At 39.7% G+C, this 22,335-nt stretch carries 21 protein-coding genes and 2 tRNA genes; 13 read left to right on the top strand and 10 right to left on the bottom strand.

Annotated elements, in window-relative coordinates; genetic code table 11:
• The first annotated feature begins 125 nt into the window (after nucleotides 1-125).
• The 3 genes from hrpA (at nucleotide 126) to B1F84_RS09000 (ending at nucleotide 4,767) form a co-directional block, all read left to right on the top strand.
• Complete coding sequence (hrpA, locus tag B1F84_RS09010; RefSeq protein WP_205988816.1) at nucleotides 126-4,013, top strand: ATP-dependent RNA helicase HrpA; 3,888 nt, start codon at nucleotides 126-128, stop codon at nucleotides 4,011-4,013.
• A 68-nt stretch (nucleotides 4,014-4,081) separates the two neighbouring features.
• The gene (locus B1F84_RS09005; protein ID WP_008113026.1) at nucleotides 4,082-4,462 is read left to right on the top strand and encodes a response regulator; all 381 of its coding nucleotides are present in this window, start codon (nucleotides 4,082-4,084) and stop codon (nucleotides 4,460-4,462) included.
• A gap of 8 nt (nucleotides 4,463-4,470) precedes the next feature.
• Nucleotides 4,471-4,767 carry a PilZ domain-containing protein gene (locus B1F84_RS09000; protein WP_010388503.1) on the top strand — a complete coding sequence of 99 codons (297 nt, stop codon included), beginning with the start codon at nucleotides 4,471-4,473 and terminating at the stop codon, nucleotides 4,765-4,767.
• A gap of 15 nt (nucleotides 4,768-4,782) precedes the next feature.
• Here B1F84_RS09000 and B1F84_RS08995 read toward each other — a convergent pair whose 3' ends face one another.
• Entirely contained in the window at nucleotides 4,783-5,973 is a 1,191-nt protein-coding gene (locus B1F84_RS08995; RefSeq protein ID WP_131691226.1) for a class I SAM-dependent methyltransferase, read from the bottom strand.
• A gap of 139 nt (nucleotides 5,974-6,112) precedes the next feature.
• On the opposite strand from B1F84_RS08995, the gene B1F84_RS08990 reads away from it, so the two are divergent.
• The 3 genes from B1F84_RS08990 (at nucleotide 6,113) to B1F84_RS08980 (ending at nucleotide 8,050) form a co-directional block, all read left to right on the top strand.
• On the top strand, nucleotides 6,113-6,784 hold the full coding sequence (locus B1F84_RS08990; RefSeq protein WP_008113030.1) for an HD domain-containing protein: 672 nt from the start codon (nucleotides 6,113-6,115) through the stop codon (nucleotides 6,782-6,784).
• Nucleotides 6,774-7,169 (top strand): VOC family protein, encoded by a 396-nt coding sequence (locus tag B1F84_RS08985; protein ID WP_131691225.1) that lies wholly within the window; start codon nucleotides 6,774-6,776, stop codon nucleotides 7,167-7,169. Before B1F84_RS08990 ends, B1F84_RS08985 begins: the two co-directional genes overlap by 11 nt.
• Before the next feature lie 185 nt (nucleotides 7,170-7,354).
• Complete coding sequence (locus B1F84_RS08980; protein WP_131691224.1) at nucleotides 7,355-8,050, top strand: SprT family zinc-dependent metalloprotease; 696 nt, start codon at nucleotides 7,355-7,357, stop codon at nucleotides 8,048-8,050.
• 31 nt (nucleotides 8,051-8,081) lie between these two features.
• Here B1F84_RS08980 and B1F84_RS08975 read toward each other — a convergent pair.
• Together B1F84_RS08975 and B1F84_RS08970 are read right to left on the bottom strand one after the other, a co-directional pair.
• Nucleotides 8,082-8,166 (bottom strand) — tRNA-Tyr (locus B1F84_RS08975).
• Between the two features lie 49 nt (nucleotides 8,167-8,215).
• A tRNA-Tyr gene (locus tag B1F84_RS08970) sits at nucleotides 8,216-8,300 on the bottom strand.
• Between the two features lie 112 nt (nucleotides 8,301-8,412).
• Here B1F84_RS08970 and B1F84_RS08965 point away from each other — a divergent pair.
• Both B1F84_RS08965 and B1F84_RS08960 read left to right on the top strand, forming a co-directional pair.
• Entirely contained in the window at nucleotides 8,413-8,940 is a 528-nt protein-coding gene (locus tag B1F84_RS08965; protein ID WP_131691223.1) for a VC2046/SO_2500 family protein, read from the top strand.
• A gap of 211 nt (nucleotides 8,941-9,151) precedes the next feature.
• Nucleotides 9,152-9,454, top strand: coding sequence for a DUF6172 family protein (locus B1F84_RS08960; protein ID WP_054201143.1), 303 nt, complete (start codon nucleotides 9,152-9,154; stop codon nucleotides 9,452-9,454).
• Between the two features lie 67 nt (nucleotides 9,455-9,521).
• On the opposite strand, the gene B1F84_RS08955 is transcribed toward B1F84_RS08960, so the two are convergent.
• The 3 genes from B1F84_RS08955 to B1F84_RS08945 all read right to left on the bottom strand — a co-directional run bounded on the left by B1F84_RS08955 (nucleotide 9,522) and on the right by B1F84_RS08945 (nucleotide 11,251).
• A complete protein-coding gene (locus B1F84_RS08955; RefSeq protein WP_131691222.1) occupies nucleotides 9,522-9,998 on the bottom strand; it encodes a YchJ family protein in 477 nt (158 codons plus the stop codon).
• Nucleotides 9,999-10,037: 39 nt separating this feature from the next.
• A complete protein-coding gene (locus tag B1F84_RS08950) occupies nucleotides 10,038-10,472 on the bottom strand; it encodes a SulA-like leucine-rich domain-containing protein (RefSeq protein ID WP_008465889.1) in 435 nt (144 codons plus the stop codon).
• A gap of 317 nt (nucleotides 10,473-10,789) precedes the next feature.
• A complete protein-coding gene (locus B1F84_RS08945; protein WP_131691221.1) occupies nucleotides 10,790-11,251 on the bottom strand; it encodes a sel1 repeat family protein in 462 nt (153 codons plus the stop codon).
• Between the two features lie 118 nt (nucleotides 11,252-11,369).
• Between B1F84_RS08945 and B1F84_RS08940 the strand changes: the two genes are divergently transcribed.
• Nucleotides 11,370-12,662 (top strand): NCS2 family permease, encoded by a 1,293-nt coding sequence (locus B1F84_RS08940; RefSeq protein ID WP_008465893.1) that lies wholly within the window; start codon nucleotides 11,370-11,372, stop codon nucleotides 12,660-12,662.
• Between the two features lie 112 nt (nucleotides 12,663-12,774).
• Here B1F84_RS08940 and B1F84_RS08935 read toward each other — a convergent pair whose 3' ends face one another.
• Complete coding sequence (locus B1F84_RS08935; protein ID WP_008466188.1) at nucleotides 12,775-13,530, bottom strand: hypothetical protein; 756 nt, start codon at nucleotides 13,528-13,530, stop codon at nucleotides 12,775-12,777.
• A gap of 302 nt (nucleotides 13,531-13,832) precedes the next feature.
• Between B1F84_RS08935 and cysB the strand changes: the two genes are divergently transcribed.
• Nucleotides 13,833-14,810: an HTH-type transcriptional regulator CysB gene (gene cysB / locus B1F84_RS08930; RefSeq protein WP_131691220.1), complete on the top strand. Its 978-nt coding sequence runs from the start codon at nucleotides 13,833-13,835 to the stop codon at nucleotides 14,808-14,810.
• 65 nt (nucleotides 14,811-14,875) lie between these two features.
• Here cysB and B1F84_RS08925 read toward each other — a convergent pair whose 3' ends face one another.
• From B1F84_RS08925 to pabB, 3 genes are all read right to left on the bottom strand, one after another.
• A complete protein-coding gene (locus B1F84_RS08925; RefSeq protein WP_131691219.1) occupies nucleotides 14,876-16,252 on the bottom strand; it encodes an L-serine ammonia-lyase in 1,377 nt (458 codons plus the stop codon).
• Between the two features lie 101 nt (nucleotides 16,253-16,353).
• Complete coding sequence (locus B1F84_RS08920) at nucleotides 16,354-16,929, bottom strand: CoA pyrophosphatase (protein WP_131691218.1); 576 nt, start codon at nucleotides 16,927-16,929, stop codon at nucleotides 16,354-16,356.
• Entirely contained in the window at nucleotides 16,922-18,280 is a 1,359-nt protein-coding gene (gene pabB, locus B1F84_RS08915) for an aminodeoxychorismate synthase component I (RefSeq protein WP_131691217.1), read from the bottom strand. Before pabB ends, B1F84_RS08920 begins: the two co-directional genes overlap by 8 nt.
• A 166-nt stretch (nucleotides 18,281-18,446) precedes the next feature.
• Between pabB and B1F84_RS08910 the strand changes: the two genes are divergently transcribed.
• From B1F84_RS08910 to B1F84_RS08900, 3 genes are all read left to right on the top strand, one after another.
• The gene (locus B1F84_RS08910; protein ID WP_131691216.1) at nucleotides 18,447-19,973 is read left to right on the top strand and encodes a fumarate hydratase; all 1,527 of its coding nucleotides are present in this window, start codon (nucleotides 18,447-18,449) and stop codon (nucleotides 19,971-19,973) included.
• Nucleotides 19,974-20,396: 423 nt separating this feature from the next.
• On the top strand, nucleotides 20,397-21,437 hold the full coding sequence (locus tag B1F84_RS08905; protein WP_076918514.1) for a Glu/Leu/Phe/Val dehydrogenase: 1,041 nt from the start codon (nucleotides 20,397-20,399) through the stop codon (nucleotides 21,435-21,437).
• A 150-nt stretch (nucleotides 21,438-21,587) separates the two neighbouring features.
• A complete protein-coding gene (locus B1F84_RS08900) occupies nucleotides 21,588-22,250 on the top strand; it encodes a CatA-like O-acetyltransferase (protein WP_131691215.1) in 663 nt (220 codons plus the stop codon).
• Nucleotides 22,251-22,335 lie beyond the last annotated feature (85 nt).

The raw sequence follows: 22,335 nt of genomic DNA, 5'->3' as shown, positions 1-22,335 counted from the left end.
CAATTAGTCATTGGCTGGTGGTTTATATAATAATCCGCTGATTGTTATATTCTTTACAGGATTAACCCCAGCCATTTAATTTGCTACAATCGGGGCTCTTTGACTAATTTTTATAAGGTATGCAGGTGGTAAACCTAGGTCAGTTATTTGGCGAGCTAAAAACGTGCTTAAAAAAAGATCAATTCAGTTTTAAAAAGCGTCTTCACGGCGTTAAAAAAATCACCGACGAGGCAAAGCTTACCAGTGCGCTTGAAAAAATTGCGGCTGATATTAGTCGTAGTCAAACGCTTCGAGAGCAGCGCTTAGCTGGGCTACCTAAAGTTACTTACCCTGAGCAGTTACCGGTTAGTCAAAAAAAAGACACCATTAAAGAGGCCATTGCTAATAATCAAGTGGTGATCATTGCTGGTGAAACTGGCTCAGGCAAAACTACACAAATACCCAAAATGTGTTTAGAGCTAGGCCGAGGCGTTGAGGGCTACATTGGCCATACGCAACCAAGGCGTTTAGCAGCACGTAGTGTTGCCAACCGTATAGCAGAAGAAATGCAATGCGAGCTTGGCCAGCAGGTCGGTTTTAAAATTCGTTTTAGCGATCAGGTATCTAATAACAGTTACATTAAACTGATGACCGACGGTATTTTATTAGCTGAAATACAACAAGACCGATTTTTAAATCAATACGACACCATTATTATTGATGAAGCACATGAACGTAGCTTAAACATTGACTTTATTTTAGGTTATCTTAAAAATTTACTCCCAAAACGCCCCGATTTAAAAGTTATTATCACCTCAGCAACTATCGACCCTGAGCGCTTTTCTAAGCATTTTGATGATGCACCTATTATTGAAGTATCAGGAAGAACGTTTCCAGTTGATGTACGCTATAACCCAATTAGTGATATTCAAAAAGAAGATATGGAAGCCGAAGGCGACCAACTTCAGGGGATTTTTGATGCGGTAGATGAACTTTGCGCCGAAGGTCCTGGCGATATACTGATTTTTTTAAATGGTGAGCGAGAAATACGCGATACCGCCGATGCACTAAGCAAGCGTAATTTAAAACACACAGATGTATTACCTTTGTATTCAAGGCTATCGAACGCTGAGCAAAACCGTATTTTTGCGCCGCATTCGCGCCGCCATATTATACTCTCTACCAACGTCGCTGAAACATCGCTAACAGTACCTGGTATTCGTTATGTTATTGACCCGGGTACAGCGCGAATTAGTCGTTATAGTTATCGCACAAAAGTGCAACGTTTACCTATAGAGCCTATTTCGCAAGCCAGTGCTAATCAGCGAATGGGGCGCTGTGGACGTGTTGAAGCGGGTATTTGTATTCGTTTATATTCAGAAGATGACTTTTTATCGCGTCCTGAATTTACTGACCCTGAAATATTGCGTACTAATTTAGCATCAGTTATTTTGCAAATGTTAGCCCTTGGGCTGGGTGATATGGCGCAATTTCCTTTTGTGCAAGCTCCAGATAGCCGAAATATTAATGATGGTTTAACATTGCTTGAAGAGCTACAAGCAGTAAAAGCGGCTAAGCGTCATCAAAAAACCAGCCTAACACAATCTGGGCGAGAGCTAAGTCGTTTGCCGGTTGACCCGCGTTTAGCAAAAATGGTGCTAACTGCACATAAACTGGGTGCATTGCGTGAGGTGATAGTTATTGTTGCCGCGCTTTCGATTCAAGACCCCCGCGAGCGACCACAAGAAAAACGCCAAGCCGCGAATGAAAAACATGGTCGCTTTGACGATCCAGACTCTGACTTTATTGCCTTTTTAAACCTGTGGAATTACCTAGAAGAGCAGCAAAGTGAGCTGACTAACAGCCAGTTTAGAAAGTTATGTCAAAAAGACTTTTTAGCCTATATGCGTATTCGTGAATGGCAAGATATCGTTTATCAAATCAGCACTGTGTGCAATGAAATGAAAATGAAAGCCACCACTAATATTGCAGGCAGTGAGCTTATTCACAAAGCACTTTTAAGTGGCATGCTCAGTCACATCGGTTTCAAAGACGAAAAGCAGCTATATAAAGGTGCGCGTAATAGCCAATTTCATATTTTCCCAGGCTCAGGCTTATTTAAAAAGAGTCCAAAATGGATGATGTCGGCTGAGTTGGTGGAAACCAGTAAACTCTATGCTCGTATTAATGCCAAAATTGATGTGAACTGGGTAGAGCCGTTTGCTCAGCATTTAGTAAAACGCAGCTACACAGAGCCTCATTGGGAGAAAAAGCCCGGTGCAGTGATTGCCTTTGAGCAACAAACTTTGTATGGCTTATTAATTGTTAATAAGCGCCGCTGTGTGTACAGCAATATTGACCCAAAAGTAAGCCGTGAGTTGTTTATTCGCACAGCGCTGGTTGAACAAGAGCTGGGACTCAATGAAGGATTTTTACAATATAACCGCGAATTAATTGAAGATATTCAAGTGCTCGAGAACAAATCTCGTAGGCGCGATATTTTAGTTGATGAACAAACCTTATTTGAGTTTTACGAGAAAAAAATACCGAACGATATTAATAATCGTGCTGCGTTTATTAAGTGGTATAAAACACAAAAACAGCAAGACAAACACTACCTGCACATGACGCGAGAAGAGCTCATGCAGCATGGTGCAAGTAGCATTACCGAATTTGACTATCCAGATACATGGCAACAAGATAATTTAATGTTGCCGCTTACTTATCATTTTGATCCAGGCCAAGCAGTTGATGGTGTTGCCGTGCAGATACCGGTTGCGCTATTAAACCAAGTTCAAGAAAGTGGTTTTGATTGGCATATACCGGCATTTCGTCATGAGCTAATTTGTGGGTTAATCAAGTCATTGCCAAAGTCACTTCGCCGTAACTTTGTCCCTGCGCCTAATTATGCCGATGCGGTGTTAGCGGCCATAGAGCCTCTACAAGGCTCGTTAATCGACTCACTAAGTAATCGGTTATTGCGCATGACTGGCGTGCGAGTCGACCCTGAGGCGTGGGATTTAACAGCCCTTGCTCCTCATTTAAGATTGCAGTTTGAAGTCCGTGATGAAAACGACCAACTTCTTGCCCGTGGGCTCGATTTAGCTAAGCTTAAAGCGCAGCTTCAAGGCAAAGTGACAGACACCTTATCTAAAGTGGCCGACAAAGGCATAGAAAAAACCGATTTAACCCAGTGGGATTTTGGTGAGTTACCAACATCGTATGTGAAAAAGCAAGGTCAATACGAAATTAAAGCCTATCCAGCGCTGGTGGATAAAAAATCAACGGCCGCAGTAGAGCTATTCGATAACGAAATAAAAGCGCAATTAGCGCACCAGCAAGGTTTACGTCGTTTAGTACTGTTAAACGTGCCATCACCTATTAAATACCTGCAGCAAAATCTACCAAACAAAGCTAAATTAGGATTGTACTTTAATCCTTTTGGTAAAATTGCCGATTTAATTGATGACTGCATTGCATCAGGCGTTGATAGCCTATTAGTTAAATATGGTGACATTCGTACAAGTGAGGCATTTGAAACGGTTAAAGAGCATATTCGCGGCGAGTTAGGCGATACCGTTGTGGCCATTGCTACACAGGTTGAGCAAGTGCTGAGTATTGCGCATGCACTGCATAAAAAAATGAAAGGGCGTGTAGATTTAACCATGATCACCGCTCATGGGGATATTAAGTCTCAGCTAGAATCACTTATTTTTAAAGGCTTTGTCAGTCAACATGGGGCAGACAAACTCGGCGATTTAATTCGTTATTTAAAAGCGATTCAAAAACGCCTAGAAAAACTACCTGTTGACCCAAATCGTGATAGATTATGTGTGTTAGAGCTTGAAAAAGTAGCGCAAGAATATAAAAAACTAACGAATAAAACACCTAAAGGAATGCCATTGCCTACTGATGTTGAGGCTATTTTTTGGATGCAGCAAGAATTACGCGTATCCTTATTCGCACAAACCTTAGGTACGCCTTATCCAATTTCAGCAAAACGTGTGTTAAATGCGATAAAAGAAATTGAATAATCTCTTTATTCTCTATTAAGCTAAGTAAGTTAACAGAGGGACTAACTTGAGAAGGAAATGACATACCTATGTCCTCATTACTAAAACACAAAGCGCGACAGTTGTTAGTGGTTGATGATGAGTATTTCAATTTTGAAATACTCAAAGCAGGGTTAGCATCAACATTTGATTTGAGCTATGCTGACTCAGGTAAAAGTTGTTTAGCATCTGCGATTGCAAATCCGCCCGATATTATTTTGCTTGATGTGTGTATGCCAGGACTCGACGGTTATGATACGTGTCGCATACTTAAACACACGCCAGAGACAAAAAACATTCCGGTGGTCATGATATCTGGACTTGAGTCGGAGCTTGAGCAACAAGCAGGCTTTGACGCAGGGTGCGATGCTTACGTTGTAAAACCTTTTTCTATCGCTGTACTACGAGAAAAAATTAATAATATTGTGTAGAGGGAATTATGTTTACCGAAGATAAGAGAAACTATAGACGTATGCAGGTTAACACGCCAGCAAAGTTAACCTCAATAGAGCCTGTTGCTGGGCTCAGTTACACTGGCACCTGCCTTGATTTAAGTGCAACGGGTCTTTCATTACAACTCGATGATTTGTTAGAGCTTAACTCAATTTTATCGGTTGATATTGCATCAACACATCCGAGTATTGCACCATTGAAAGCCACCGTTAAGGTGATACGTGCCAGCACCGAAGAGGATGGCACGATAACCGCAGGGCTCGAAATTGTAGAGTTTAACTAACTACTTAATTAGTTTTTAGTAAACCTTACAAATAAGCCCTTTAAGGTAAAAGCCTTCAGGATAGCTGCCTGCAATAGGGTGGTCAGCTGCTTGATTTAAGCGCTCCATGATCAGTAAATCCTTACCTGCATCAAGGGCTGCATCTGCGACCACTTTTTGAAACAAGTTTTGCTCCATTAAACCAGAACATGAGAATGTTAGTAGCGTGCCACCTGGCTTTAAAATTTGCATCGCAATCATATTTATATCTTTATAACCACGACACGCCCCAGTTAACTGCGCTTTGTTATCAGCAAATTTAGGCGGGTCCATAACAATGGTATCAAATAAAACGCCGTCTTCACGGTATTGACGTAATAATTTAAAGACATCTTGTTTAACAAAGTCGACTTTATTTAAATCAAGATTATTATGCTCTACATTACGCTTTGCTGTATCAAGTGCTGGTTGTGAAACATCTACATTGGTTACATGCTTGCAGCCACCACGCAGGGCGTAAAGAGAAAAAGTACCTGTATAACTAAAGCAATTTAATACGGTTTTGTCTTTTGAAAAACGCTCCAGTGCAGCACGACTATCACGTTGGTCTAAATAAAAGCCGGTTTTATGGCCTTCCATTATATCAACTTCAATCTTTAAGCCATTTTCTTCAATTATGACAGGTTCAGTGGGTTCACTCCCCCATAGCACGCCCTTAATAGGCTCAAGCCCCTCTTTAATGCGAACATCTACATCTGAGCGCTCATAAATAGTAGAGCCAGGGAAAATAGCCATTAAAGCGCCAACAATTTCACCTTTGTGACGTTCTGCACCTGCGCTCAGTAATTGACACACAAGAACATTATCAAACTTATCTATAGTAATACCGGGTAAGTAGTCTGATTCTGCTGCACATAATCTAAAGCCGGTAAGTCCACCTTCTTCAATCGCATGACTACGCGCTTCTAAAGCACGGCGAAGACGGCGCTCAAAGAAATGTTGATCTATCACTTCTTTTTCGTCAAAGCTCCAAACACGAGCACGAATTTGCGAATGAGGACTGTAAGCTGCGGTGGCCAAAAACTTACCTTCACTATCGTGAATGGTTACCGTGTCACCTAATCCAGGTTTACCTTTAATTTTTTTGATGGCTTTAGAAAATAACCAAGGGTGTTTTCTTTTTAATGATTTATCGCGACCAGCTTGCAGGTAAACGGCAGATGACATAGGGCTTCTCTATAGTAATAAATAAGCGCTGTATTTTAGTCAAGGCTCGCGCAACATACAATGAATGTTTTGCAAGGGGCTTATAAATCGCGGTAAAGTAGCCATTATTAACTCGTTTAAATAGATTTTTGGAAATTCGGTGGACAATTCAGCTCTTAGCCCCTCATTACAGCAACTTAATCAGCAATGCAGAGACTTTATTACATCCTTAGTACATGCCGATGTAGCCCATGATATTACCCATATTGAACGGGTAGTACGTGTTGCTGTGCAGTTATGTATTGCAGAGCAGGCTGATATGGCCATTGTATTGCCTGCAGCTTGGTTACATGATTGTGTTGCGGTGGCTAAAAATCACCCAGACAGGGCGAAAGCATCAACAATGGCAGCCGATAAAGCGATTAACTTTTTAGCGTCTATTGGTTACGATGAACAACTATTTGCTGATATTCACCACGCTATTGCAGCACACAGTTTTAGCGCCAATATTGCTATTAAAACGGTGGAAGCACAGATTGTACAAGATGCAGATAGAATGGATGCCTTAGGAGCTATTGGTGTAAGCCGTTGTATGAAAGTAGGCGGCTCTATTAGCCGGTTATTATACAACCCCGATGATCCATTTTGTTTAAACCGAGAAGCAGACGATAAAAAGTACACCCTAGATCATTTTTTTATTAAATTACTGCATATTGCCCAGAGTATGAATACTCCTTCTGCAAAAGCCGAAGCACAAAGACGCACTGCATACATGCACGACTTTTTAGCTCAGCTTAAATCTGAAATTGGTGAACAACGCGATGACACCTAAACTTTCGGGAATTGATCATTGTCATTTAAATGTTCAAAGCCTTAACCAAGCTATTGAGTGGTATGAAAAGGTGCTTGGTTTTACCGTAGTAGAGGAGTTAGCCTTTTGGAATGAAGAGGGAAAAGGTCCTTTAACACTCGAAGATGAAAACGCCACTACACGATTGGCTTTATTTGAAGGCGATGGGCGTAGTAAAGGAATCGCTTTTGCTGCAACAGGGGAGCAATTTGTTATGTGGCTCAAGCATCTTGAGCAGCACCAAGTAAAAACCATATTGGCTGATCATGGCGTGACATTTTCAATGTATTTTAAAGATATTAGTGGTAATAGCCATGAGATCACTTCTCATGATTATAATGTCATAAAAGCGCAACTTGAGAGCTAGCGGCTTTTATGACAAAGTTTTAATAGTTAAAATTGCTTGGGATAGAATTATTATCCATCACTCAGTTTATTTAGCATCGAGCATTATTAAAATGATATCTGCTAACTTGTTTTTCTTTTCTATGAATTAACTTATTAAGCTGATAGAGAAAGTTTTATTTTATAGTAACTTACAGGCACTTTAGATTGTTAGATTATACGTTAAGAAGAAGCCGTCGGCGAAAAACAGTGGCTATTAAAGTCGCACAAAAAGAGCTTACAGTTTATGCACCTCATTATGTTCCCAAAGCACAAATTGATGAGTGGTTGTTAAGTAAACAGGGCTGGATTGATGCTCAGCTACATAAGCAACAAACTCAAGCCGATACACGACAGTTTCCACTCAAAACCAATAGTATTAAATTATTTAATGAAGCTGTAAATGTGCAATTTGAAAATGCAGCACGCACTCAATGGCAGCAGCACAATGAAAGCCAAACGCTGTTACTGAGTATTTCTTCACGTGTGAAGTATCGAACGCAAATGTATCAAGCTTTGCTAGAGCAGTTTTTGCATGAGAAGTTAGAAAGTTATATTGAAATGCGAGTAAACTACTATTGTCAGCTGATGGGTGAAAAGCTACCGAGTAATATTCGTATTCAATCGTATAAGCGTCGCTGGGGCAGTTGTAACCGCAGGCGTGAGCTTACCTTTAATTTACACCTTGCAGGCGCACCCACCTGGGTAATTGACTATGTAATTGTGCATGAGTTAGCGCATTTAAAGTATTTAAATCACAGTGCTCAATTTTGGCATCGTGTAGGATTATTTTATTCAGAACACAAAAAAGCAAGCGCTTGGTTAAATAAGCATAGCATGAGTTTACAATGGGTTTTTGAATAGTAAGAAAAATAAACGAGGTAAAGAAGAGAAGTGGTGGAGGGAGCTGGATTCGAACCAGCGAAGGCTGAGCCGTCAGATTTACAGTCTGATCCCTTTGGCCGCTCGGGAACCCCTCCACACTAATTTTTATTGCATTTGGCCCCACTTAACTTAGCCTAAGAAAAGTGGTGGAGGGAGCTGGATTCGAACCAGCGAAGGCTGAGCCGTCAGATTTACAGTCTGATCCCTTTGGCCGCTCGGGAACCCCTCCAATGCAACGCGGCAGATAATAGCAAACTTCTTATTTAAGTAAAGAAAAAAGCTAAAGAAAATTCAAATTTAGCCGATAAATACTTATTAATTAGTTAAATAGGCTAAAGTCTATGCAGATTGGTGATTTGTTAATCACAGAGAGTCAATTAAAAACACGACTCAATAAAAGTGTGCATGAAAGCCGTCGGGGTGAATTTGCTCTTTTATTAGCAATGCTATCTCATGATGCGCTTGATTTTAGTGAGTTTCACTTACCTAAAAGTGATTCAAGTGGTTATCAAGCTGATGAAGAGACCCTGCGCAAACAATTTGGTGCGGGTCCAAAGCAGCCATTAGCGCCTGAGAGTTTTAATATATTAATTGGCAAAAATAACACGGAACTTTTAGCAAAAATGGGAAGCGCTGTAGGGATGAGTGACATAAAATTAACCCAGTGTTTAAAGCCTGAGCCGTTAAATATTCGAGATGATAAAAATCATATCCCGCTTAACGTAATTGATAACTGTGAACTAGCAGTCCGTCGGCGAATTAAAAACACTTATATGCCGCTCTCAAATGTGCAAATGGATGCCGCAGCATTTTATGATGATTTACAAAATGAAGCCCTCCACCAGCCACTACATTTGTTTAGTGCCTAATTAAATTACATTGAATGCTATTTTTAAGCGCCATTAGATTGTAATAAACTGTGTTTATATTAGTAAGTAACGAGTGGTTTTACAGGTGCTTTATTTTAATAACTGATTTAATATAAAAAAAGCATCCAAAATTTAAATGCAATTGCTATAATGGCGCAAATGGTATGACATTGAATGCCATTATCATTAAACCAAGGTAATTAGGAACGTAATGAAGAAAACATTCACGCTGAATCATGAGAAAATCAAATACCCTCGTATGGTTGATGCTGCAAAGCATGAAGTGAAAAAATATTTGAAAAGAGAACGTAATAAAACTTTACCTGTTGATGCCGACTACTGGGCATTCGATTGTAAGTTTGGTAACACGGCTGAAGAAGCCCAAGTAGTTCACGTTGCTGAAATTAACAATCACATCAGTGAAATTGAAAAGCAAGGTTTAACCTCTTTTTACTTAGAGATTTTAGCAAGACCTGCGCAGCGTCAAGACTTCGATGAAGGTGATGACGAATAAAACGCTAAGTTGCGTTTAGTGTAGTTTTTGAAAATGGGCCAAGTGGCCCATTTTTTGTGGTTTTTACTTATACACTATGACACTTTTTATACTTTTTATTACTTCCGCAAGGGCAAGTATCATTGCGTTTTATTTTAATATCGGCAACCGGTGTGATCTCACCATCAAGGTATCGCCACTGTTCATCTTCTTTAATAAACTTTGAATGCTCAGCCAACTCGCAATATAGATCTTGATAAAAGTAATGAGCTTTAAACTTTACAAACCCTGTATCTTCATCATAGCCAGAATCTAAAACGGTTAAGTTTACAAAGCGGCAGCTAGTTGCAAAGTCTTTAATTTCTGATAGTGAGTTTTCAGCTTGTTTTTCTTTTGCGTAGCTATCACGAACAAAAGCTGCATTTTTAACAGCATAAGCACTGTAGCGAGCACGCATAAGTTGCTCAGGTGTTTGTGGCTGTTTGGTTTTTAAATGAAAAGGTTCACAGCAATCAGCATAAAGTTGCTGACTGCCACAAAAACATAGTAGGGCGTTGGAGGTCATAATAAATGTACTGTGTATTAAAACGCTAGTTTACCAAGCTTATTGCGTTAGTGAAATCTCAGCTTGGGCGCTTTTTTTGCTAAAGCAATATAGCTTAGTGCGTGTATGGCTCAGGTTTAATGATAACTGAGATAGCTGCTGATTATTTATTATGTCAGTCCAGGTGATCACCGCGGCAAAATTACCATTATGAAGTGCAGAGCTTAAAACATACTCTAAATTAACTAAGTGCTTTTGACGTATAACCAGTAATTTACTGGTATCAATTGAGCATGAATCAAGCAGCGCTTTGCTAGGCACATGGTCTGGTGCAATTAAAAGTGTCCATGCATTTAAACTATTGTATTGGTGTAATACTTTTAATAATTCAAACGTTGCTGAAATTTCATCTTCAATTTGAACAACGTTAACACAATCTGATTGGTCATCTTGTTGGTAGCTCTTAACTGTTCTTACGGTAATAGGCTGTAACATAATCGTCTCACTCACTGGGTTTTTATACAGTACATGTATACAGTAGTTTATACAGTTGTTTGGTGCAAGTGTTTTTTGCTATTTTTTGTACAGTTATTCAGCTGAGCATGAAAATTTAATTATTTAAAAACAAATAAGTTATATATAACAATTGATTAGGTATTTAGTGGGTGAGCGCTTTTGGTGTTAGTTTTTTAATCTACGACTAAGCTGAAATACAGGGGATATACAGTACTTTTAAAAAATTAAGCGTTGTTGCATTTAGCATATAAACGCTTAATTAATTTATAGATGAAATGAGTTACAAGGTAGTAAAATTATTTTTCGTGACTTATAGGGATCAAATGTGAAAATTGTAACTGATGAATTTGTTCATATAAGCTGGCAGCATAACATTGGGCGTCTTTAAGTCGTTTAGTGCTAATATGCTTACGTATATCGCTCATTGCTTCTGTTGCTGGCTCATATCCTTGGCTACTAGCTAAGCTAAGCCACGCAGCCCCATGAAATACGCTTTGTGGTACGCCTTGCCCTTTAATAAAAAACAGCCCTAAGTAAAACTGTGCACGATAGTTTCCTGCCATTGCTGCTAAACGCATCCATTTTGCGGCTAAAGCGCCTTGTTCATTTTTAAGGTAATAAAGGGCTTTATTTAATGTGTCTTGATCGGTGCTTTTAGAGCTCGCAGGGAGGTTTGCATCGCTTGGTTGCGTTACAAAAGAAAGAATGTTGTCTAATTGTTGCTCTAAGTCTTGGCCACTTGGTGTCGTTTTGATCATGCTACTTCGTTTGTTATTTTAATCACTTAGCTAGTTTAGTATATAGCAAGGTAAAATGTCCTGTAAAAAGTTATTTTTATGCTAAAATCTCGCCACTTTTTACAACCACAAGTTTATTATGCTCGAAGCCTTATTTAAAATCCGTGCAAATGATTCTTCGGTTCGCCGTGAATGTATTGCCGGTATGACTACATTTATTACGATGGTTTATATCGTATTCGTTAACCCAGCTATGCTTGCAGAAGCCGGTATGGACCAAGGTGCCGCATTTGTTGCCACCTGTATTGCTGCTGCAATAGGGTGTTTTATTATGGGTTTGTGGGCCAATTATCCACTGGCATTGGCACCGGGTATGGGATTAAATGCATTTTTTACCTATGGCGTTGTGTTAGGTATGGGCTATAGCTGGCAAGCAGCGCTGGGCGCGGTATTTATGTCAGGCTGTATATTTTTAATATTAAGCTTGTTTAAGGTGCGTGAATGGATTATTAATGCAATCCCTCTGGTGCTTAAACAAGCAATAGCAACCGGTATTGGTGCATTCTTAGCACTTATCGCGCTTAAAAGTGCTGGTATTATTGTATCTAGCCCTGCAACACTTGTGCAGCTAGGTGATATAACGTCACCGGGTCCGTTATTAGCTATTTTTAGTTTTTTTGTTATTGCGGCATTACTTTATCGCGACTTTAAAAGCGGCGTGCTTATTAGTATTTTGCTTGTCACCGCGATTGCAGTGTCTATGGGATTAGTTGAATATCATGGTGTTGTTGCAATGCCACCTTCAATAATGCCGACGTTCATGCAACTTGATTTTAGTGCTGCTTTTGAACTGTCTATGCTAAGTGTTATTTTTGCGTTTTTATTTGTTGATTTATTTGATACCTCAGGGACGTTGGTAGCTGTTACTCAAAAAGCGGGTCTAGCAGATAAAAACGGCAATATGCCGCGTTTAGGTCGTGCATTAAGCGCTGATAGCACTGCAACTATAGCCGGTGCAATGCTAGGTACTTCAACAACGACCTCATACATAGAGTCTGTAGCCGGGGTATCAGTGGGTGGTCGAACGGGTCTAACGGCTGTGGTTGTAGGTTGCTGCTTTTTATTGATGATGTTTTTTGCTCCTTTGGCACAAATGGTACCAGCATACGCAACAGCAGGAGCAATCTTATACGTATCTGTTCTAATGCTACAAAACTTAAAATTTGTAAATTGGGATGATATGACCGATGCAATTCCAGTGAGTGTTGTACTATTAATGACACCGTTGACCTTCTCAATTGCACACGGTATTGCACTGGGCTTTATCTCTTACACCGCGGTTAAAGTGCTGTGTGGTAAAAAAGATCAGGTAAGTATTAGTGTCTGGATTTTAACGGCACTGTTTATTGTTAAGTTTGCATTTTTATCTTAATGCTTATGTTAAAAAACGCGATTTAGTTTGGGTATGTAAATTTATATCGTGACTAAACTTTAGCAATAAAAAAGCCCATACAGTTGTATGGGCTTTTTTATTAGGTAACGAATTACCATTTCTTTTTCGGTGCAAACAACACGTCTAAATCATCTTGCTCTTGCTCATTCTTTTTCTTCAATGATGTGGCATTGGATGCCTTTAGTTCGTTGCTTATTGTTTCTAGGTAACCCTCAACTTCAGCTCGTTTTGCCGTAATGTAATCATCAGTAAATGATACACTATTAAGCGTCGCCGACGCTTTTTCAAAGTATTGCCTAGCAGATCCTATCATCCCGGCTGTTTGCGCTGCTATACCACGTTTTATTTGGCTTTCAATGTTTATTCTTAGCTGCAGTTTTTCAAGGCGCTTATCTTCTGCAATAAATACCTGGCTGTCTACTTTGCCTTTATTATGCTCAGAACGAATAATAGTACGAAGCTTTTTAATACCCTGTATCAGCGATATCAGTTGTTTGTCGTTACTTGGTAATACAAAGCCTTCAGAGCCGTCTTGAATAGGGTTTTGCAGTCGCTCTTTCGCTTCTTTTAAGCGATTTTTAAGCCCGCTACCACCGCTTGAAATAGATACCATATTACTGAGTGCATCATGAATACGACGTTGTAATACTCGCTGAGTTGCCTCTGAGAGTGGGATGTTGGCACTATTCATCAGTGCTTCTTCAGTTTCTTCAATGATAACTTTTTGTTTTGTTAGCTCTTTACGTCGTTCAGCTTCTTGTTTTTCTTTGTGTTGTTGAACAGCACTAACCCATAGTGCGATGACGATAAGCGCAACAATTAGTACAATTATAATGGAAACGATCATGTTATAATTCTCAAATTCTTAACCTTATCCACTAATCTTACATTAAATATATAAAAGGTGGGAAACTTTGCGCTGATTAACTAAAAAAAGTACCAATATAAAGCGTTTAAATCTTAATATGTTATGTTTGGTTTACTGATAATCATTGCTACCTCAATTTTACTTATTGTGTTAACCTGAAATTTCAATAAATTAATTGTTATATTGTGTAACTTTAATCAGCCTTTTATATAGTTAGTTACCTATTAATTATAGGGTGCGCTTTAATCTGTCAATGTGAATTATAACGAAACTACATAGCCATGAAATTACAACAACTTAGATATATCGTAGAAGTTCAAAATCATAAATTAAACGTTTCAGCTACCGCTGAGAGTTTATTTACCTCCCAGCCTGGTATTTCTAAGCAAGTACGTATGTTAGAAGATGAACTAGGTGTACAAATTTTTGGCCGTAGTGGTAAACATTTAACTCACGTTACAGGTGCTGGCGAGGAAATCATTAATATATCGCGAGAAATACTCTCAAAAGTTGAGGGCATTAAAGCGGTGGCTAATGAGCATACGTTGCCCGATCAAGGTAAACTTAATATTGCGACTACGCACACGCAAGCACGTTATGCGTTACCAAGCGTAATTAAAGGCTTTACCCAAAAATACCCAGCAGTGTCATTGCATATGCACCAGGGTACGCCGCAACAAATATCTGATGCAGCTGCCCGCGGTGATGCAGATTTTGCGATTGCTACTGAAGCACTGCACTTATATTCAGATTTAGTTATGTTGCCTTGTTACCATTGGAATCGTAGTATTGTGGTTGCTAAAGATCATCCTCTTGCGAAAAAAGTCGATAACTTAACAGTGGCAGATATAGCGCAGTATCCTTTGATCACTTATGTATTTGGTTTTACTGGTCGCTCAGAGCTTGATAAAGCATTTAACGCCTATGGGCTTGATCCACATATTGTATTTACCGCCACCGATGCCGATGTTATTAAAACGTATGTGCGCCTGGGATTAGGTGTCGGTGTGGTTGCATCTATGGCAATTGATCAGGTAAACGACAACGACTTAGTGTGCATTGATGCTAGCCATTTATTTGAAGCAAGCACCACTAAGATTGGTTTTAGAAAAGGTAGCTTTTTACGTACCTACATGTATGACTTTATCGAACGTTTTGCACCGCATTTAACCAAAGAGCGAGTAGAGCGAGCAAGTTTGCTGCGTAATCAAGACGATGTTGATAAATTATTTGCTGATATCGAATTACCGGTTAAATAACAGCTACACAGTAATGAAAAAGCCGCTTAGTTTTACAACTAAGCGGCTTTTTTTATGCTATCTAATTAACACTCGATAATGTTAACAGCTAATCCACCGCGAGCGGTTTCTTTGTATTTTGTTTTCATATCGTTACCGGTATCGAGCATGGTTTTAATTACTTTATCAAGCGATACTTTTTGTTCACCACTGCCGCGAATAGCAAGGCGAGAGGCATTAATTGCTTTAATAGCGCCCATTGCATTACGTTCGATACAGGGTACTTGCACTAAGCCGCCCACAGGGTCGCAGGTCAACCCTAAGTTATGTTCCATGCCAATTTCAGCGGCATTTTCTACGTGTACCACGTTACCACCAACAATTTCAGTCAGCGCACCAGCAGCCATTGAACAGGCAACACCAACTTCACCTTGGCAACCCACTTCAGCACCTGAGATAGAGGCATTTTTTTTGTATAAAATACCAATAGCGGCCGCGGTTAATAAATACCGAGTAGCAATGTCGCGATCAACTTCTTTGATAAAAGTATGATAGTACATTAACACGGCTGGTAGGATACCAGCTGCACCATTTGTTGGTGCAGTAACCACACGACCGCCTGCTGCATTTTCTTCATTTACTGCTAATGCGAATAAATCAACCCAATCCATAGCGCGAAGTGGATCGTTACTCACTTCTACATTAAGTTTTAAATATAAACTTGGTGCACGGCGTTTTACTTTCAACCCACCGGGTAAAATACCTTCGGTGCGCATACCACGTTCAATACAGGCTTTCATTACTTGCCAAATATTAAATAGCTCGTCTTTAATAGCTTCTTCGCTACGTAGGGTTTTTTCGTTTTTCATCATTAACGTAGAGACGCTGTAACCCGATTCTTTACACATTTCGAGTAATTCTTTAGCCGACCCAAACGGGAACGGGGCAGGGTTTTCTTCGCGTATATCTAAAGCGGCTTGTTTTTCTTTTTCAAACTCTTCATCCGTAACAATAAACCCGCCACCAATAGAGTAGTAAACTTTGCTATATACTTTTTCGCCATTGTTATAGGCAATAATTTCCATTGCGTTGGAATGTTTAGGGAGTGTTTTTCTGCGATGAAAAACAATAGCGCCTTGTTTAGGGAATTTAGCTTTATGAGTTTGGTTTAGGTAAATAACCTGCTCATTTTCTATTTTTGCTAAAATGTCGTCCACCAAATCGGCATCTATGGTTTCAGGATCATAACCGGCTAAGCCAAGTATTACTGCTTTTCCCGAACCGTGACCAACACCTGTTTGGCCCAGTGAGCCGTAAAGCTCTACTTTTACATCGGTCACATTTGCTAATAGTTGTTGCTCGTTTAGGTCATTAACAAATAAGCGTGATGCACGCATTGGGCCGACGGTATGTGACGATGAAGGGCCAATACCAATGCTAAACATGTCAAATGCACTGATCATAATGTGTGTCTCTACTTAGTTTTCTCAGCATTAAGCTGTTCTTTGAACGGTCGACTATAATAACGTGGAAATCCAGGTGTGTAACCCTTATTAGCAAAGATTTAAACTGGTATGGCGAGTTGCTTTGTAAAGTTTTTAATAATACTGGCCGTTGCTCCCCACAAAAGTCCGTGAGGAGTGATGAAGCCATTTAAAGTTAGGGTTCTTCCATTACGTTCAAAGGGGATTGGTTGCCAATTAGCTTCATTACTTAACGCTTCGATAGAGAGCAAAAAGCTGGCTTGTACTTCGTTGTGATCGTTCTCCCATACCGTTTCTTTTTTAATCAAGCCCACAAAAGGACGTATGGTAAATCCAGTCAGGGTAGAGTATTCCGGCAGCTGACCTAAAACTTGAACATTATGCGGGGCAATGTTTAGCTCCTCATGTAATTCACGTAGCGCTGTGGTGCGCAGGTTAACATCATTAATTTCAAATTTACCACCCGGTAAACAAATCTCCCCAGGGTGGTGATGTAAATAGGTTGGTCGCTTACATAATAAAATATGTGCTTCGTTATCTATATCAATCAAAGGTAGCATCACCGCACTGGCGCGCTTTTTTTTATTATCTTTAAGCTGAACCACGGCTAAACTGCGGTTTAATTGAAAACGAGCCGAAATGGTTTCATTATTCAAAGCAACCTTCATTTAATGTAGGGAGTATTTTATTTACTTTATCGTATGTTTCTTGATATTCCAATTCGACTTTTGAATCAGCAACAATGCCACCGCCAGCCCAGCAATGTATTTGTTGTTGATGAGTAACTAAAGTTCGAATGGTAATACTGGTATCCATATTACCGCAGGCGCTGATATAGCCAATAGAGCCACAATAAATACTGCGTCTGTGAGGCTCCAGCTCTTCTATTATTTCCATGGCGCGCACTTTTGGTGCCCCGGTAATAGACCCTCCAGGGAATGCAGCTTCAAGTTGATCGACTGCTGTTTTTCCTTCATCAAGGATGGATGTAACTGTACTTACCAAATGGTGTACTGCCGGAAAGCTTTCAATAGCAAATAATGAAGGCACAACAACAGAGCCCGGTTTTGCGACTTTACCTAAATCATTTCGTAACAGATCCACTATCATTACATTCTCAGCACGGTCTTTAGTGGAGTTTGCCAATAATGTGGCTTGTTTAGCATCTTCTAAAGCATCGGCTTTACGTGGTAGCGTGCCTTTAATCGGTTTTGTTTCTACTTGGTTGTCATGTACAGCAATAAAACGCTCGGGTGATATTGATAAAATAGCGCCTTGAGGATGATTAACAAAACTAGAAAAAGGGGCTTTATTGGCCTGCGTTAATTTAACATAAGCCGCCCAAGGAGAGCCTTGGTAATGAGCGCTAAAACGCTGAGCTAAATTAATTTGATAACAATCACCACTTTTTAAGTATTCTTCAATCGCGGCAAATTTTTCGCTATAACTTGTCTGACTCATATTTGACTGCCACTGTGATGTAAGCGAAAAGCTTTCGTGCTTAGGTGGTTGCGTTAAATATTGCTGATACAACCAGAGACGATTTACATTGGGCTGCGAAACATAAAACCAAGTATCCAGTTGTTTATCGTAAATGAGTGCATCAAGGTAAAGTCCAACGGCCATTTGTGGTAAATCAATATCGTTTAAAGCACTGCTTGGCAGTTGCTCTATGGTACGCCCTAAGTCATAACCAAAATAACCAAGCCAGCCACCATTAAAGGGTAAATTGTTAGCGGCTTTTGTTGTATCGAGCTTAGCTAATTCATCGTTCATTATTTCAAAGCAGCTTTTAGCACTCGCTTGGTTATTAAAAACAGTTTGATTATTTTTAACTTCTAGGGTGCTTTGAGGTTCAATCGCAATCATGTCAAAACGACTGTTAATGTGATCGCTATCACCCGAATCTAGCAAAATAGCGTAGGGTAAATGAGCAAAATGCGAAAATACCTCTATACAATTTTGTGATATGGCTAATTCAACACAATTTTTTTTATTGTTTAGCATTTACTACCCCTTTAAGAACTGGCTCGAAACGGGCTGGGAGGGTATCATAAGTCAAATTTTTTTGGCAGCGTTTAGTGAGCGCTGTGGTTGAAAACAGTTCGAACCACCGTCACGGGTTTGATAAAGATTACGTGCAGCGTGCGTAACAACAACTTAAGGAACCACTATGAGTACAATTCGTCAGCAAGACTTTATTGATAGCATCGAAGATGCCTTGCAATACATCTCGTTTTACCATCCTCTTGATTTTGTTCAAGCGCTAGAAAAAGCGTACAACAAAGAGCAGAGCAAAGCCGCTAAAGATGCGATTGCGCAAATTTTAATTAACTCGCGTATGTCGGCAGAAGGTAAGCGCCCGCTGTGTCAGGATACCGGGATCATCACCTGTTTTGTAAAAGTAGGTATGGATGTTGATTGGGATAAAACCGACTTAACAGTACAACAAATGGTTGATGAGGGAACGCGCCGTGCGTACTTAAATCCAGACAATCCCTTGCGCGCGTCGATTGTTGCTGATCCTGCGGGAACACGTAAAAATACTAAAGATAATACGCCATCAGTGGTACACATTGACTTAGTTGCAGGCGATAAAGTTGAAGTAATGGTGGCTGCTAAAGGCGGCGGCTCAGAAAACAAAAGTAAAATGGTGATGTTAAACCCATCTGACGATGTGGCTGAGTGGGTTGAAAAAACGCTACCGACAATGGGGGCGGGTTGGTGTCCACCAGGCATGCTAGGCATAGGTATTGGTGGCACGGCAGAAAAAGCAGCGGTAATGGCGAAAGAGTCATTAATGGATCCTGTTGATATTCATGAACTAATTGAGCGTGGCGCAGAAACAACAGAAGAAAAACTGCGTTTAGAAATCTTTGAACGTGCTAATAAGTTAGGTATTGGTGCGCAAGGCCTTGGCGGTTTAACCACGGTTGTTGATATTAAAATTAAAACGGCGCCAACTCACGCGGCTTCAAAGCCAGTGGTTATGATCCCAAATTGTGCTGCTACGCGCCACGTACACTTTACGCTTGATGGTTCAGGCCCTGCGAATTTAAAAGCACCTAAATTAGAAGATTGGCCAGAAGTGACTTTCGAAGTCGGTGAGGGCACACGCCGTGTTAATTTGGATACCCTGACTAAAGAAGACACTAAAGAATGGAAAATGGGTGAAACCGTTTTACTATCAGGTACTATTTTAACGGGTCGAGATGCTGCTCATAAGCGTCTGCAAGATATGATCAACTCAGGGGAAGGTTTACCTGAAGGTGTTGATTTTGATAACAAGTTTATTTACTACGTTGGTCCTGTGGATGCAGTAGGCGATGAAGCAGTAGGTCCTGCTGGCCCGACAACGGCTACTCGTATGGATAAATTTACCGACATGATGTTAGAAAAAACAGGCATCGTGGGAATGATTGGTAAAGCTGAACGAGGCCCAGCAACGGTTGAATCTATTAAAAAGCATCAGTCAGTGTATTTAATGGCTGTAGGTGGTGCGGCATACTTAGTATCTAAAGCAATTAAAAAAGCACGTGTTGTTGCGTTTGAAGATTTAGGTATGGAAGCTATCTACGAATTTGAAGTAGAAGATATGCCAGTAACGGTTGCCGTTGACAGTGAGGGTGCAAATGCCCACACCCAAGGTCCTGCAATTTGGAAAGCAAAAATTGAAGAACTAGACAGCAAAATGAAGTAAATTTGCGGAGTAATCATAAAAGCGAGCACCCTGTGCTCGTTTTTTTATTTTTAAATTTGCAGATACTTATACACCTCAGACCAGTTTGTGCTACATAGGCAGTTTTTGTATAAGCCATTGTATTTTATGAGCTAGTGTTCTTTTTCAAGATGTACGATTAAGTTTACATATAAATTTAGAGTGACGTTCACGTAAGCGTAAACTTTAATTGCGGTGGTGTTTTTAGTTTTTATATTTAATGAAATGATTATTATTGATTTTTTTATGCATTTTTATCGCAATAAGTCGTTTTGTTTTTCAGTTGAGTGCGGTTTATTTGGTTTATCTACTCATAGTATAGCGAACCAGTATCTGAAGTGATAAAGTCTCGTCAATTTGTAGCGTGCTTGCCCAAAAGGGCTCATTATTTTCGGAGTATTTAAAGTGGTTGTATTTAATCAAGTTGAATTTGATAACCATGAACAAGTGGTTTTTTGTTCAGACAAAGCGTCTGGTTTAAAGGCCATTATTGCGGTACATAACACAAACTTAGGCCCAGCTGTAGGCGGTTGTAGAATGTGGGATTATGCCAACGATGAGGATGCAGTATACGATGTACTGCGTCTATCAAAAGGGATGACCTATAAAAATGCTGTGGCACGCTTGCCATTTGGTGGTGGTAAGTCAGTTATTATTGGTAATGCAAAAGAGATCAAGTCTGAACAGCTATTCCGTGCATTTGGTCGTCAATTAGAGCGTTTAAATGGCAGTTACTACTCAGCAGAAGACGTAAACATCACCTGTGATGATGTTGCCTTAATGAACAAAGAAACAAACTACGTGCTAGGCCTTGAAGGCAAAAGTGGTAATCCATCGCCATTTACAGCTTACGGCACGTTTTTAGGTATGAAAGCAGCGCTCCACCATCAACGCGGCATTCAAGATTTCTCAGGTATTAAAGTGGCTGTGCAAGGTTTAGGTGCAGTGGCTTATGGCTTGTGTAAACACTTGGCTGAAGCTGGTGCAGAATTATTTGTTACTGATATTAACCAAGCTGCAGTTGAGCGTGTAGTAAACGACTTTGGTGCAACAGCGGTTGGTATTGATGAAATATACGACTTAGATGTTGATGTATATGCGCCTTGTGCGTTAGGTGCCACTATCAATGACACAACAATCCCTCGTTTAAAAGCAACAATTGTTGCAGGTTGTGCAAATAATCAGCTTGCAGAGTCACGCCATGGTGAAATTTTACGTGAAAAAGGTATTTTATACGCACCAGATTATGTAATAAATGCAGGCGGTATTATTAACGTGTATTACGAAACAGCACCTGAAGGTTACAGTAAAGAGGCGTCTAATAAACACGTAGAGAAGATTTTCGATACATTAGCTGAAATCTTTACACGCAGTGAAAAAGAGCAAAAATCAACGCATTTAATTGCTGATGAACTTGCTCAAGAAATTATTGAAAACGGACTTTAAGTTTTCACACGGTTCAAAAAAGGAGCGACTATCGCTCCTTTTTTTATGCCTATATAAGACTTTGGTATAACTACACCCAAAGCATCATTTTAGTTAATGCGAATATAGGCAAAGCGAGGTAAAATTTTACTTTTGCTCTGTGTATAATTTATGTCTTCTGCCGATTTATCTCTTCGGGCTATTGATTTTGATCAGTGGCCGCGCAAACAACATTTTGAATTGTTTCAAAACTTCACTCAGCCTTATTTTAATGTTTGTGTAAAGCTCAGTGCTAAAAAGCTATATACCGTGTGTAAGCAAACTAATAGTGCTTTTTTTCATGGTTATGTTTATTGCTTATTAAAAGCATGTCATGAGTATGAGCCGATGATGCTGCGTATTGTTAATCAAAAACCTTATTATTTAAACACCATGCGCGCGAGTGTTGTTGAGCTTGCCGATGATGACTCGTTTCGCTTTAGTTATTTTAAACAGCAAAACTCGTTAAATGAGTTTGCTAATAAAGCAAAAGCGATTAGTCATGAAGCAAAGTTAAACCCGCTGTTTTCTGATGCTTTTGCGGCAACAGAAGGGCAAGCTGATTTAATTCACGTTTCTGTTTTACCTTGGTTAAACTTTAGTAGCTTTTCGCATGCGTTTACCCAGGGTCAAAGCTGTGGCATTCCTAAATTTGTGTTCGGCCAATACAACCCTAATACCGGCGAAATGCCACTCTCCATTGATGTTCATCATGCGTTACTAGATGGACTACATGTGGCTAAGTTCGTTCAACAATTACAACATACATTTGATAGTTTAAGTGATAATACTTAATGAAAAAGTTGTAAATCTTATGTTATTATTTGTTGGTGATGTTTTTTAATTAAATTTTCACCTTGAATTTACTCAAATATAAAAA

Origin of the sequence: Pseudoalteromonas sp. DL-6 (assembly GCF_004328665.1) — a bacterium.
Lineage (GTDB): Bacteria > Pseudomonadota > Gammaproteobacteria > Enterobacterales > Alteromonadaceae > Pseudoalteromonas.
This window is presented reverse-complemented; position numbering and strand designations above follow the sequence as displayed.

Excerpts from the sequence above, each read along its gene's own strand:
- B1F84_RS08985 (WP_131691225.1), top strand. The coding sequence starts at position 6,774 with ATGACACCTAAACTTTCGGGAATTGATCATTGTCATTTAAATGTTCAA.
- B1F84_RS09005 (WP_008113026.1), top strand. The coding sequence starts at position 4,082 with ATGTCCTCATTACTAAAACACAAAGCGCGACAGTTGTTAGTGGTTGAT.
- B1F84_RS08935 (WP_008466188.1), bottom strand. The coding sequence starts at position 13,530 with ATGATCGTTTCCATTATAATTGTACTAATTGTTGCGCTTATCGTCATC.
- B1F84_RS08955 (WP_131691222.1), bottom strand. The coding sequence starts at position 9,998 with ATGACCTCCAACGCCCTACTATGTTTTTGTGGCAGTCAGCAACTTTAT.
- B1F84_RS08950 (WP_008465889.1), bottom strand. The coding sequence starts at position 10,472 with ATGTTACAGCCTATTACCGTAAGAACAGTTAAGAGCTACCAACAAGAT.
- B1F84_RS08945 (WP_131691221.1), bottom strand. The coding sequence starts at position 11,251 with ATGATCAAAACGACACCAAGTGGCCAAGACTTAGAGCAACAATTAGAC.
- B1F84_RS09000 (WP_010388503.1), top strand. The coding sequence starts at position 4,471 with ATGTTTACCGAAGATAAGAGAAACTATAGACGTATGCAGGTTAACACG.
- B1F84_RS08960 (WP_054201143.1), top strand. The coding sequence starts at position 9,152 with ATGAAGAAAACATTCACGCTGAATCATGAGAAAATCAAATACCCTCGT.
- B1F84_RS08940 (WP_008465893.1), top strand. The coding sequence starts at position 11,370 with ATGCTCGAAGCCTTATTTAAAATCCGTGCAAATGATTCTTCGGTTCGC.
- B1F84_RS08925 (WP_131691219.1), bottom strand. The coding sequence starts at position 16,252 with ATGATCAGTGCATTTGACATGTTTAGCATTGGTATTGGCCCTTCATCG.
- pabB (WP_131691217.1), bottom strand. The coding sequence starts at position 18,280 with ATGCTAAACAATAAAAAAAATTGTGTTGAATTAGCCATATCACAAAAT.
- B1F84_RS08910 (WP_131691216.1), top strand. The coding sequence starts at position 18,447 with ATGAGTACAATTCGTCAGCAAGACTTTATTGATAGCATCGAAGATGCC.
- B1F84_RS08965 (WP_131691223.1), top strand. The coding sequence starts at position 8,413 with ATGCAGATTGGTGATTTGTTAATCACAGAGAGTCAATTAAAAACACGA.
- cysB (WP_131691220.1), top strand. The coding sequence starts at position 13,833 with ATGAAATTACAACAACTTAGATATATCGTAGAAGTTCAAAATCATAAA.
- B1F84_RS08900 (WP_131691215.1), top strand. The coding sequence starts at position 21,588 with ATGTCTTCTGCCGATTTATCTCTTCGGGCTATTGATTTTGATCAGTGG.
- B1F84_RS08995 (WP_131691226.1), bottom strand. The coding sequence starts at position 5,973 with ATGTCATCTGCCGTTTACCTGCAAGCTGGTCGCGATAAATCATTAAAA.